The organism is Thaumasiovibrio subtropicus (assembly GCF_019703835.1).
Taxonomy (GTDB): domain Bacteria; phylum Pseudomonadota; class Gammaproteobacteria; order Enterobacterales; family Vibrionaceae; genus Thaumasiovibrio; species Thaumasiovibrio subtropicus.
Genome location: NZ_AP023055.1, coordinates 1,413,043 through 1,425,233 on the forward strand (window position 1 = coordinate 1,413,043; position 12,191 = coordinate 1,425,233).

The 12,191-nt window shown below is 47.9% G+C and carries 9 protein-coding genes; 5 read left to right on the top strand and 4 right to left on the bottom strand.

The genetic code is table 11. The features are described from left to right. Positions 1-8: 8 nt before the first annotated feature. The 4 genes from TSUB_RS22745 to TSUB_RS22760 all read right to left on the bottom strand — a co-directional run bounded on the left by TSUB_RS22745 (position 9) and on the right by TSUB_RS22760 (position 6,293). Positions 9-2,459, bottom strand: a complete 2,451-nt coding sequence (locus tag TSUB_RS22745; protein ID WP_087017948.1) for a family 20 glycosylhydrolase — start codon at positions 2,457-2,459, stop codon at positions 9-11. Positions 2,460-2,592: 133 nt separating this feature from the next. Next, positions 2,593-4,113, bottom strand: a complete 1,521-nt coding sequence (locus tag TSUB_RS22750) for a sodium:solute symporter family protein (RefSeq protein WP_087017950.1) — start codon at positions 4,111-4,113, stop codon at positions 2,593-2,595. A 310-nt stretch (positions 4,114-4,423) separates the two neighbouring features. Next, a complete protein-coding gene (locus tag TSUB_RS22755) occupies positions 4,424-4,816 on the bottom strand; it encodes a RidA family protein (protein ID WP_087017176.1) in 393 nt (130 codons plus the stop codon). Positions 4,817-4,862: 46 nt separating this feature from the next. Next, positions 4,863-6,293, bottom strand: a complete 1,431-nt coding sequence (locus TSUB_RS22760) for an N-acyl-D-amino-acid deacylase family protein (RefSeq protein WP_087017178.1) — start codon at positions 6,291-6,293, stop codon at positions 4,863-4,865. 194 nt (positions 6,294-6,487) lie between these two features. Here TSUB_RS22760 and TSUB_RS22765 point away from each other — a divergent pair, with 194 nt between their 5' ends. The 5 genes from TSUB_RS22765 to TSUB_RS22785 all read left to right on the top strand — a co-directional run bounded on the left by TSUB_RS22765 (position 6,488) and on the right by TSUB_RS22785 (position 12,002). Beyond that, positions 6,488-7,762 (top strand): amino acid deaminase, encoded by a 1,275-nt coding sequence (locus TSUB_RS22765; protein WP_087017181.1) that lies wholly within the window; start codon positions 6,488-6,490, stop codon positions 7,760-7,762. A 76-nt stretch (positions 7,763-7,838) separates the two neighbouring features. Continuing rightward, positions 7,839-8,702 carry a MurR/RpiR family transcriptional regulator gene (locus TSUB_RS22770; RefSeq protein WP_087017182.1) on the top strand — a complete coding sequence of 288 codons (864 nt, stop codon included), beginning with the start codon at positions 7,839-7,841 and terminating at the stop codon, positions 8,700-8,702. Positions 8,703-8,979: 277 nt separating this feature from the next. Next, on the top strand, positions 8,980-9,267 hold the full coding sequence (locus TSUB_RS22775) for a YciI family protein (protein ID WP_087017184.1): 288 nt from the start codon (positions 8,980-8,982) through the stop codon (positions 9,265-9,267). A gap of 111 nt (positions 9,268-9,378) precedes the next feature. After that, positions 9,379-9,984, top strand: a complete 606-nt coding sequence (locus tag TSUB_RS22780; protein ID WP_087017186.1) for a DNA-3-methyladenine glycosylase I — start codon at positions 9,379-9,381, stop codon at positions 9,982-9,984. A 524-nt stretch (positions 9,985-10,508) separates the two neighbouring features. Further along, positions 10,509-12,002: a serine hydrolase domain-containing protein gene (locus TSUB_RS22785; RefSeq protein ID WP_087017188.1), complete on the top strand. Its 1,494-nt coding sequence runs from the start codon at positions 10,509-10,511 to the stop codon at positions 12,000-12,002. Positions 12,003-12,191 lie beyond the last annotated feature (189 nt).

The following is a 12,191-nucleotide window of genomic DNA, read 5'->3' on the forward strand; positions in this document are numbered from 1 at the left end:
TTATACCTTTACTGACTTAGCTGGTGCAACAGTTGCTCTGTCGGACGCACAATCGCTACAATCGCTTCATCATAGATAATCGCCGCATTATCGATAGCCGCCTGGTACGCAACCACATCGGATTCTGGCAAGGCCGCCCCTGCGCGCGCTTTTTCAATCAGCGCTAATCCTAACTCAGCAACAATGATAGTCTGCTCGGCAACCACCACGGTATCAACCGCAGCGACATGGTCGGCGAAGATGGGTTTTGCCGCCTGTGCCGATGACTTTGCCATACGGTAGTGATCGTTAAGCGCTACAAGCGCTTCTTTGTCGCCTTTCGCGAACTGCGCAACCAGATCTTCCATTTCATACACGGCATAGCTTTCTACGACGAGTCCATCAACAAAACGGTTCAAACGTTCATGCTGGTTGTAGAGCTGACCGTGCGGTTCGGTTGAAATCCATTTTTCCCAGTTCCGTGCATAGTACTGAGCAGGCTCAACGTATTTCGCTAACTGCTGAAGAGGCAAAATATGTTGGCCTTTCGCCAAGCGCTTAAACAACATGTCTGCATTGGCATGATGACGCAGGCCCACTGAGACTTCAGACCAAGTATCCATCACTTGCATACGCTCATACATGCTGCGCTCATCCGTCAATGTTTGATCTGACCATAAGCGTTCCGCAATCGCGTAGCTTCGAGGCCACAAGTACTGTTCAACCGTGTGAGTATCTTTGTTCTCTAACCAGATGGTAATCTCACCACCGAGAATAAGTGCTTCTTCTGCTTCAGTCAGCTCTGCAGGATAGCCACCATTCGGCTCAGGGATCACACTGCCTTCAATCTCAGTAGCGGCGATTAGCTCGCCCGTCGTCGGCCAACGTACGTTACCAATCAGTTGGTAGCTACCCTCTGTAATCCCTTTCTCGTCGAAGCTTAAATTAAACTCGGTGTACGACATGAAGTTATCAAAGTGACCAACAAATTTTTCGCCCGGTACATACTCGATGATGAAAATCTCTTCACGCGATTTGCCATTGTAGTCAGAGAATGCGCGGAAGTTGCCTTCTTTATCTTCAATAATGGTGAGATTGCCGCGACGTGGGCCACCTTTCGTACGCGGTTTAACCCAGTCATACGTCGCAAACTTCTCGCCTTCATGTAGCTGATCGTCCACCGTCAAACCGGTTGGGATGGGATCATTACGGTAGTGGTAGCTGGTTGGTTGAGGCTGATCTAAATAGTAACCCGTAGAAAGAATACCCGTGTAACCTTCTTTTGCTGCTCGGCCCACACTGTCATGGCCTTGCCAGCTCTGGATAACGATAGAAGTCGGCAGATCTTTATGCCAGATTTCATCCCAGCCCGTCATTTTCTTACCACGCTCTTGGAGCATTTTTTCAATTTTGACGTTCAAGTAAGATTGCAGGCCGCGTTCGCCATCAATGTTATTCTCTTTGATAAAGGCTTGATGCTTTTCGCTGTTAATCCACTGCGAGTAGTTTGGCTCATCGCCGCCAATATGGAAGTACTCATCAGGGAAGAGTTCAATCATTTCATCAAACACATCACCCAACATCTCATACAGTTCAGGATTCAGAGGATCCATCAAGGGTTCAAATACACCCCATTCACGCTCCTGCTCATAGCTCTGCCCTTCACCACCGGACATTAAATGCGGGTAAGCATGAGCAACCGCCGATGCATGACCCGGCAGAGACACTTCAGGGATCACTCGAATACCACGTTGACGCGCGTATTCAACCAAGTGTCTTACCTGATCTTTGGTGTAATAGTTGCCATCTGATGTTTCAGACCACAGGCGCGTCCAGCTATCCGTTTGAATTCGAATACCTTGATCATCCCAGAAGTGCCAATGGAAGACATTCATCTTCGCTGACGCCATCGCATCAATTTGACGTAGTAACACATCAAACTCGATGAAATGACGCGAGGTATCAAATGAGACGCCACGCCAACGGAAACGGGGTTCATCGACGATTTTTACCGCAGGAATGTGGTAACCCGTCGCCGTAGATTCAACCAACTGCAGCAAGGTTTCAATGCCGCGAATCGCACCGTAAGGCGAAGGTGAGCTCAGCGTAATCTGCTGATCAACGACGTCAATCGTATATGCTTCATTCGCATCGAGGTTCTGCACCGGATGCTGAGGCGCGTCAGCTACATCAATAATCAAGTTGGCATCTTTGGCATTATCAACGCGCCAGTTTAACGTAGGCACACCGGTTTGACGCTCCAAGCGATCAATGAAACGCTTGGCGGTGTATTCCACACGGTCTGAGTTAAACCCCTGAATAAAGACCTTAAAATTGCCATCTATCTTCACCTGCCCCTCTTTCATCGCGACGTCTCGCGGATAAGGCATTAAATTCAAATCTGTGTTTGGCGACATTGCCATAGCATTTGCGCTCATGATTACACCTGCGACAACTAACGAGACAAGATTTTTTTTCATTGTGTTTCCTTAACATACTGCTTTGTTCACATCAGCGTTTACAATCTAATCGACTGATGTGTTTGAATTTTTGTGAGGGCTCTGCGATTAGGGTCAGTAGAAAGCAATCGCAAAACCAAACCTATTGCTTAAGCTAACGTTGCGATTGCAGTGGCGGGCGATTTTCCAGTGATTTATCTTCATCCAGATACCCAGTGTCAGACATCGCCATCTCCATCAAGGCACGCTCATCATCCAAAATGGCACGTGCCATTTCTGCACTAATCTCATTCGGACGTGTCATCAAACTCACTGCAACACCCGCAACTAAGGCCACCAGACAAGAAGGGATCACCGGATTGCCCCAGAAAGTGAGTAAGTCGCTATTCATCATCACACCAAACGATGCCAATGACGCCCCTGCCAGTGTGGCCAGCGCACCTTGCCAGTTATAGCGAGACCAGAATCGCCCCATCATGCCGCACACAAACATGCCGGACATCACGGTTGAAATCATCTTGGTGATGTAGCCGATAATGTCATCAGAAGTCAGTGCAAACAGCAGTGCTAGACCAATCACAATCACCAACGCCAAACGCGAGTACTTCATCATGCGCTCTTTGGGCGGCACTTTACCGGTGAACATCACATAGACATCACGAAGAAGAATTGACACACCCGCAATCGCATCTGAGCTCGCACTCGACATCGTTGCGGAAAGGCCCGCGATAAGCACTATCAATCCAATCCCCACAGGTAGCATGGTCGCGGCGACAAAAGGGAACGAGAAGTTAGGATTATCCAGTGACGGATTCATCGCATGAGCGGCCATACCAATCACCGCGGGAATGATAGAGAAGAACAGATACAACACACCCGATGCGACAAACGAACGGCGAATCGTAGACACATCTTTGCCGGAATAGATGCGCTGACGGAAAGAGGGCGTCGCCAATACACCGACACCTATCACTACCGCTAAAGAGAGAGCAGGCACAATACCGAGCTTTTCAATCGCTAAAAAGCTTGTGGTTGACGGTTCCATGGATGCGTATAGGTTTTCGAAACCACCGATGTAGTTCACCGACATCACCGCCATCAGAATGAAGCCGACAAATAAAATGATGGCCTGAATCGTATCCGTCCACACCACCGCTGTGTATCCACCGATAACCACATAGATAGTGAACGCCGCCGCGATAATGACCTTCGCTAAGCCAAGATCAATATCAGCGATCCAAGCCAAATACATGCCGCCACCTAGAATATGCGCGCCTAGCCAACCGATCGACGCGATGAAAATAAGTAAGCCAACGACATTTTTAACGATTCGGTTTGCGCCCACATAATACGCAAGCTCTTCACTCATCGTCATAAAGTTAAGCTTGCGAACGGGCGCAAACCAAAGTGCAAGCAGTAAGATGCCCAATGCACCGCCGATACCATACAAGGCACCGGCCCAGCCGTTGCTATAACCAAATCCGACTGCGCCCATACTCGAGCCTGTGCCCACCATGGTTGCCACGGTTGTCCCTAGCACGAGGAACATGGGTAAACCACGACCACCGAGTAAAAAGTCTTCGCCAGATTTTTGGTTACGTGAAACAAACCAACCTAGCCAAATGAGAAAGACTACATAAGCCGCGAAACTGGTCAAAAACAGTGTACTATTCATTGAACACCTCACTTTGAGATAGGGATCCGCTTCCTAGACCCCGATTGGGATTTAAATAAACGTTTTCTATTTATTTAATCTATTTTATTTTTATATATACTCACTCAGACATGTATTTATTTTATTCATCTTAATGAGTAGGCGTAGGGCGAGTGTATTAAGCTTTCTTTCAACTTAATACACTCTGCGTTTGTCTATTTATTCTTTGATGCAAGTCATTTATCTTTGATGAGTCATTATTTCCATCAAGATTTATTGAATTAAGATCACATCACCTTCCCTAGAATAAATACGTTTCTTCATTCCTATTTTATCGACGGTCTTCGCGGTAACACGTCACATCCACTTCGACTTTTACATCGACAACCAAATCACACACCATACAAATCCGCGCTGGTGGATGCTCACCAAAGAACTCTTTAAAGACTTTGTTAAAGGATTGGAAATAACGAGAGTCCGTCAGCACCACCTTCACATGCACCACATCGGCGAGGGTGTAACCCGCTTCCGTCATGATATCGACACAGTTTTGAATCGCCAAACGAGACTGATCAACAATACCGCCTTCTACGACTTCACCGTCTGTCATGGGTGTTTGACCAGAAACATACAAGAAGCCACCGGCTTCCGTCGCACGAGCAAAAGGCAAATGCTGACCACCTGTTCCAACACCACCTTCTACACCATATCGTTTAATCGTCATGTTAATACTCCAGTTGTTTTACTATTTGTTGCAATTAATAATTCGGTTATTGGCGTTTTAGAAATATACCTGAGCGTTTCTCACTCACCGAACCTTGTTGATACGTTAGCTGACCATTGACATAAACTTGTTCAATACCTTCAGCTAAGGAAATAGGATTTTCAAATGTTGCGGTATCTTTAATCGTGTCGGGGTTAAATAATACTAAATCTGCAAAAGCCCCTTCTTTGATTTCACCCCGTCCCAATAAATTAAATCGCTTTGCAGACATACCCGTCATTTTATGTACCGCCTCAGATAAGCTAAACAAAGCGTGATCACGACAATAATGACCAAGGACTTTCGGAAATGTCCCCCAGAGGCGCGGATGTGGATGCGTGTCATTCGGCAGACCATCCGAGCCCACCATGGTACGCCGGTAGGTTAGTACTCGCTTCACGTCTTCTTCATCCATGCAATGATAGACAGCACCTGCGGGCTGTAACGCCTTCGCCGCCTCCATTAAAGGGATACCCATTTGATCAGCAATATCCGCCAATAGCTGTCCGGCAAACTCGGGTTTCGCTTTTGACCAGGTAATAAAAATGTCGATTTCATCAGTCACTTGACTGAGATCCAATGTGGATGAGCTGGCTGAATAAGGGTAGCAGTCGCAAGAGACATCTTGGTGCTGGTTAGCGGTTTCCATCGCATCAAGTACTTCCACCGTGCGACCCCAGTTGCCTGCTCCAGCGCACTTGAGATGGGAAATGACCACAGGGACTTTAGCGTGTCGCCCTGTCGCAAACGCTTCTTCCATTGCCTCTAAAATGGCATCAAACTCTGTACGCATATGGGTGGTATAAATGCCGTTATGCGCTGCCAATACCTCCGCAAGTTGCATGACTTCTTCAGCATTAGCTTGCTTTGCACTGGCATAGGCTAGCCCCGAACTCAATCCGAGCGCGCCTTCTGACATGGCTCTATCCAAAAGCGCTTGCATTGCGATAATTTCATGAGGCGTGGCAGTACGAAGCAGATCATCCATCACCTGATTACGCAGGGTCGTATGGCCAATCAAGGCACCCACGTTCACGGCAGGTTGCGCATCATTCACCGCCTCGATATACGAGGCCAAGGTTGGATAGACAAAGTCTTTTCTTTCACCGAGCAAGTTCATCGGATCCGGCGGATCACCCGCCAGCACAGCCGGAGAAGCACTTATACCGCAGTTACCGACAATCACGGTCGTCACACCTTGGCTCACTTTCGGTAAACACTCTGGGAAACGAATCACATTGGTATCGTCATGCGTGTGAATATCGATAAATCCAGGTGCTAAGGCTAATCCTTCGCCTTCAACCCACTGCATCGCTTCTGCTGTATCAATGGCGCCAATACGCGCAATTTTCTGACCCGTGATAGCAATATCGGCGGTGAATGGCGCTGCACCAGTGCCATCAATAATGGTGACATTTTTTATTATCGTATCAAACACACAGTCCCCTTACTCAATCACTCCGTTCAATGGCACCTATAGTAAATTTACCCACACTTTTTTCAGTGACAAAACACACAAAAGGGATTAGATTGTTTGATAGTTTCTAACACAAAAACCCATAAAATAGAATTTAAACGCTAATAAACAACAACTTAAATTGTGTTACCTTACCGCTAGCGAGATCAATAACCATGACAAATCGTGATATAAACTACCATAAAGATAGTTTCATACTTAACCAACCAGGCCAAAAAGGTCGCGTTGCAGCACTTAATGCGAGTCATCAATACTCCTTACCCCTCGAAGACATTTCTCTCCCTGCAGCGGTAATTAAACAGTCCGCATTACGCAACAACCTCGATTGGATGCAACGTTTTGCTCAGCAGCATGGGGTTCATCTCTGCCCGCATGGTAAAACCACCATGACCCCGGACTTTTTTCAACAGCAACTGGATCACGGCGCTTGGGGCATCACTGTCGCAACACCGGCACAGGCAGAGGTGGCGGCGCTCGCTGGCGCCCAACGCATCATCATGGCGAATCAACTGGTTGGCCGCACGAACATGGCCATCATCGCAAACCTTATTCGTGAACACGACATCGAGTTTTTCTGCTGTGCAGACTCACTTTCCAATCTGGATCAACTGGATACTTTCTTTCAGCAGCAATCAGTTAACCTCAATGTCCTACTCGAATACGGTGTTGAAGGCGGCCGATGCGGCTGTCGCACTGCAGAAGCGATGTTAGAGCTGGCTGACGCCATACAAGGCATGCCCGCACTCACTTTACGTGGCATTGAAGTCTATGAAGGTGTCATTCATGGTGATAATGCTGAGCAACACATTCGACATTTCCTCACCGAGACGCTTGATATGACAGTATCACTCGCTATGGATGGACTCATCGAAGGTAAACCTATCGTGACGGGTGCAGGCTCTGCTTGGTACGATGTCGTTGCAGAGACTTTCGCTTTTCTTGATCGCTGTATCGCCGTCATTCGCCCCGGCTGCTATGCCATTCACGATACCGGTATTTATTTTGATGCCCAGAACAAAGTCATGGCTCGCGCGCACACCAATAAAGGGCGCGAGCATCAAGGTAAAGCCTGCGATCTCGGTGGCGATCTTCATTCAGCGCTAGAAGTGTGGGCGTATGTCATCTCACGCCCCGAGCCCAATAAACTGGTCGTTGGCATGGGCAAACGCGATGTCGCGTTTGATGCCGGTCTGCCTATCGCAGAACGAGGCTACCGAAACGGAAAGCCAATCTCAGTACAAGGACTGACCGCCACAGCGGTTATGGATCAACATACCTTCATCACCGTCAGCGAAGAAAGCGGCATTGACGTTGGTGATGTTATCGCTTTCTCTACCTCTCACCCCTGCTTAACTTTCGACAAGTGGCGGTATATCGCTATGTGTGATGACAACTATGTGGTAAGGCATTGGGTTGAAACCTGCTTCTAAGGCACAATACCACTGTTATCTGGCCACGGTTCTCTGTTAAGCCGTGGCCTTTTCCGGGAGCAATAAGGAGCCCAATTTGAGTTTAGATGTCGATATTATTTCGCAGATCACTGAACGATTTGCTGCACTGCGAGACGCAGAAAAGAAAGTCGCCAAGTTGATCATGGATGATATCCATTTTGCCGCTAATGCCAGTATCACTGAGCTTGCAGAGGGAGCACAGGTCAGCGAAGCAACCATAACCCGCTTTGCTAAGGCCGTCGGTTGTAAGAACGTGCGAGACATGAAGATCAAACTCGCGCAAACGCTCAACGTTGGGCAACGATTTATCTTAGAGCCCGTCGCTCAAACCGGCTATCAAGGTATTTACGAATCCATTAAGCAATCGTTAGATCTCAACCGCAGCCTAATCAACGAGAAAGACATTGATAAAGCGGCTGAATGGCTGCACCAATCACGCCAGATCATCGCGATTGGTGTCGGTGGCGGCTCGACGATCGCGTCGCAAGAACTCCAGCACCGTCTCTTCCGGTTAGGCTACCCCATTGTGGCGTATAACGATGGCTTGCTCTCACGCATGGTCGCCTCAACCGCGGATACCAATGACATTCTTATCATGATGTCTGCGACAGGCTACACCCCGCTGATCACGGAAACCGCCGAGCTTGCCAAACAGTATGGTTTGAAAGTAATCGCCATTACGCCGAGCCAAACACCATTGGCCAATATCGCTGATATCAACTTACCCATTCAGCATCAAGAGACAGACTTTATCTACAAACCATCAGCTTCTCGCTACGCCATGCTTGCGTTGGTCGATGTGTTAGCCATGGCACTTGCCGTGAATCACAAAAACCGCTCGAGGGACAAACTACGCCGCCTCAAAGTCGCCTTGGATGCCCATCGAGGCGGTGGCGATAGGCAACCCTTAGGGGATTAACGAATACCTGAATCCACGTCGAAGTCACCGCTTTTCGGGTGACTTCGCGTTTTTGCCACATCGACTCAATGATATTCACACCACCAATAACACCACTTGACCCCTTCCGCTAAATATCCTAATAATAGTTTCCATAATAGACACGGCAGCACAGGTCCCTACCTTTACTACCGACCAATAACCACTTGAAATATAAATAATTATACTCAAGTAAACTCAAGGTACTTGAGTTTAAAATGACTTTTGATCCGATTAACAGACATTAAGGAATCGTACAATGCACGTAGTATTGCTTAAGTTCGCTGAAAACAAAATTCTCGCCTCTCAATTTATGGATGCCCATAAAAACTGGATTCAACAAGGCATTGATGACGGCGTTTTTCTTGTTGTAGGCAGTATCACTGACGGCAGTGGTGGCACCATTTTGGCCCATGATATTGAACGTGATGCCTTGGTTGCTCGCGTAAAACAAGACCCTTTCGTTGAGCGCGATATTGTCAGCGCTGAAATCATCTCCGTATCAGCAAACCATTTAGATCCGCGGCTAGCGTTCTTAAAATCATAAAACTCAGCAGCCATCTAGGTGACCACTCGCTAGCATTTTTCTACCACGATACACACTGGCTTACCTAGAGGCTTTTTCTGACCGTTTTACACAGAGAAAGGAAACCTAGCCATGGCTGAACTTCATATTGCCGATGATGGAATCGCGCGTTGTGGTTGGTGCAGTGCGACATCAGACTACATCGCCTATCACGACAATGAATGGGGCTACCCCGTTAAAGATGACCAACGCTTGTTCGAAAAGATCTGTCTAGAAAGTTTTCAATCTGGCTTAAGTTGGCGAACCATTTTGACCAAGCGCGACAACTTTCGAAAAGCCTTTAAACAGTTCGATTTTTATCAAATGGCCGAGTTTACTGAGCAAGATGTCGAACGTTTATTGCAAGATGAAGGTATCGTGCGTCATCGTGGCAAAATCGAAGCCGTGATCAACAATGCCAAACGCGCCATTGAAATGGTCGAGCAAGAAGGGTCGCTCGCCGTTTTCTTCTGGCGTTTTGAAGCCGAAGAAGCACCTAACGCCACCGAAGTGAGAGCCACATCCCCTGAGTCGGTCGCACTCTCAAAAGCACTTAAAAAACGCGGTTGGAAGTTTGTCGGGCCAACCACCGCTTATGCCTTTATGCAAGCGATGGGTTTGGTCAATGATCATTCCGAAGGGTGCGCGATGCGCGAAAAAGCAACGCAAGCAAGGTTGTCGTTTGAGAAGCCGGAATAAACGTAACCAACACCGCTTATACTCAAGCCACCTCAAGATGCGTGTTCAGCGAGAGTTTCTAGGCTTGCCATCGAGGCACTGCTTTGAAGATCTAGTGAACTAAATCAAAAAGCAGTAACAAAGGTGGCGAGCCTAGAAAACTCGCCCTTCGGGAAGCGACTAGCGCCCCGATTTCTGCGTTAAAGGTGTTTGACAGGGGAAAGCCATTCCTTCACACCTTTGCCTTGAACTCGACGCGCTAGTCTGCTTCTGAATCTCGCATCTTGAGGTGGCTTGAGTATATAGCCCACCTGTCACCGTGGGCTTATTTTCTACTACGAAGAAACCCAGTGTTAGACTTTCGTCTATAAAACAGAAATATACATAGGATGATCAACCACACGGTATTTCTGATAACCCTGCAAACGATACTGCGTATCAGTGTCGGAATGATCGTAAAACAGAGACTTAGTTAAACGACTAGCCCAACTCAAACCACACTTTGCGATAGATTAAAAGTTGGTTCTCAATGAAAAGGGTGAGTCATGAAAAAAACCATTCTCGCTTGTTGCCTTACTTTCATCGTTTTCAATACTTCCGCTGAACAAGCCGCTGAAACTTCACTGCCTGTCGTCGAAGAAGCAATCAGTGAAACGCCTATCGAGCTAACACCGATTCAACGGGTCGAAACTAACATTCAGCCACTGGTTCACTACAAAGGCGAAGAGACCCCAATATTTAACATCGAAGCGCGCATGGCTCATCACAAAGTGCCGGGCGTCAGCATAGCAATTATCGACAATGGCGAGCTGGTGTTTGCGAAAGGGTACGGAGTCAAGAGTGTCGAAAGCCAAGAGCCTGTCGACATCGATACCCTTTTCCAAGCCGCTTCACTGAGTAAACCACTTGCCGCGGTGATTGCCCTTCAACAAGTCGAACGCACTGAGTTAGACCTGTATGATTCCGCCGATCAAATCATCACCTATTGGGGCCGAAACACCCTTAACGATCAGGTAAATATCGCGAACCTTATTTCCCATACGGCAGGTTACGGCAACCCAGAATACCTTGGCTACGCGCCTCAACAAGGTGACGACCCGCTTGGACATATGCCAGACCTGATGGGCAGCCTAAAAGGCGAAGGCATCTCTGCCCCTGTCCATATCGACGATCGGAAACAAGGCAACTGGGAATACTCTGGGGCGGGTTACACCGTACTTCAACACGTGTTGGAGGAGAAAACGCAAAAGGGATTTGCAGAGCTTGCACAAGAGAACTTACTCACTCCGCTCAAGATGAAAGATTCAACCTTTAACCAGCGACGTGTTGCTACTGAGTTTGAAAATCTAGCCCACGCTCATATCAATGGTGAAGAAGCGCAAGGGGGCTGGCACGCTTTTCCAGAGCTCGCCGCAGCAGGGCTTTGGACGACCGCCAGTGACTATGCCAAATTTATCATCGCAGTCCAGCAATCGGCTGCGGGTGAGAACGACGCCTTTCTTTCTCGACAAATGGCACTGCAGCTCCTTCGCAAAGTGAACCTCTTTGCGGGCCATGGTGTGATGGTTCAACACAGTGGCAAACGTAAGTTTTTCCATCATGGCGGTATCAATTACGGCATGGAGTCCTACTTTGCAGGCTACGAGAAGCTCGGTAAAGGCGCGGTTGTCCTCACCAACGGGAATCAAGGACATATCCTTGCGCTGGAAATTCTTCATTCGATTGCCGAAGAGTATGAATGGCCAAGTTTCAACATCCAGCAGCTCGAAGTCGACCGTGTTGCCGCAGAAAAGCTTCGCACCTATGCGGGTCACTACCAATACCAAAACGGCGAGACCATGACAGTGTCTGAGTTAGACGGGGTGCTCTATGTGAATCGTAGTGAACATCAACGCTACCCTGTCTATCCAAACGGCGATGACGCCTTTATCCACATTCAAGACAACTCCAACTATGTGTTCAAGAAGGACAACACGGGAAAAATAGTCGGTTTGCAAAGTTCATTGAATGGCGACTGGTATGATGCGACGAAGCAGTAAGCGACGCAATAAGTTGGCGTATTCAGTGCGCCACCTTAAAGCCAAACAAGCCCGCTAAATGCGGGCTTCTCTTTTTAATGTTGTATACGTGTTTGAAAGGGAGAGCCATTCCTTCACACCTTTGCCTTGACCTCGATGCGCTAGGCCGCTTCTGAAGCCTGCACCTTGAGGTGGTTTGAATATAAAAGG

What these genes read in the sequence shown, in the direction of transcription:
- TSUB_RS22785 (WP_087017188.1), top strand. Translation starts at nt 10,509, where the DNA reads ATGAAAAAAACCATTCTCGCTTGTTGCCTTACTTTCATCGTTTTCAAT.
- TSUB_RS22755 (WP_087017176.1), bottom strand. Translation starts at nt 4,816, where the DNA reads ATGACGATTAAACGATATGGTGTAGAAGGTGGTGTTGGAACAGGTGGT.
- TSUB_RS22775 (WP_087017184.1), top strand. Translation starts at nt 8,980, where the DNA reads ATGCACGTAGTATTGCTTAAGTTCGCTGAAAACAAAATTCTCGCCTCT.
- TSUB_RS22780 (WP_087017186.1), top strand. Translation starts at nt 9,379, where the DNA reads ATGGCTGAACTTCATATTGCCGATGATGGAATCGCGCGTTGTGGTTGG.
- TSUB_RS22745 (WP_087017948.1), bottom strand. Translation starts at nt 2,459, where the DNA reads ATGAAAAAAAATCTTGTCTCGTTAGTTGTCGCAGGTGTAATCATGAGC.
- TSUB_RS22750 (WP_087017950.1), bottom strand. Translation starts at nt 4,113, where the DNA reads ATGAATAGTACACTGTTTTTGACCAGTTTCGCGGCTTATGTAGTCTTT.
- TSUB_RS22765 (WP_087017181.1), top strand. Translation starts at nt 6,488, where the DNA reads ATGACAAATCGTGATATAAACTACCATAAAGATAGTTTCATACTTAAC.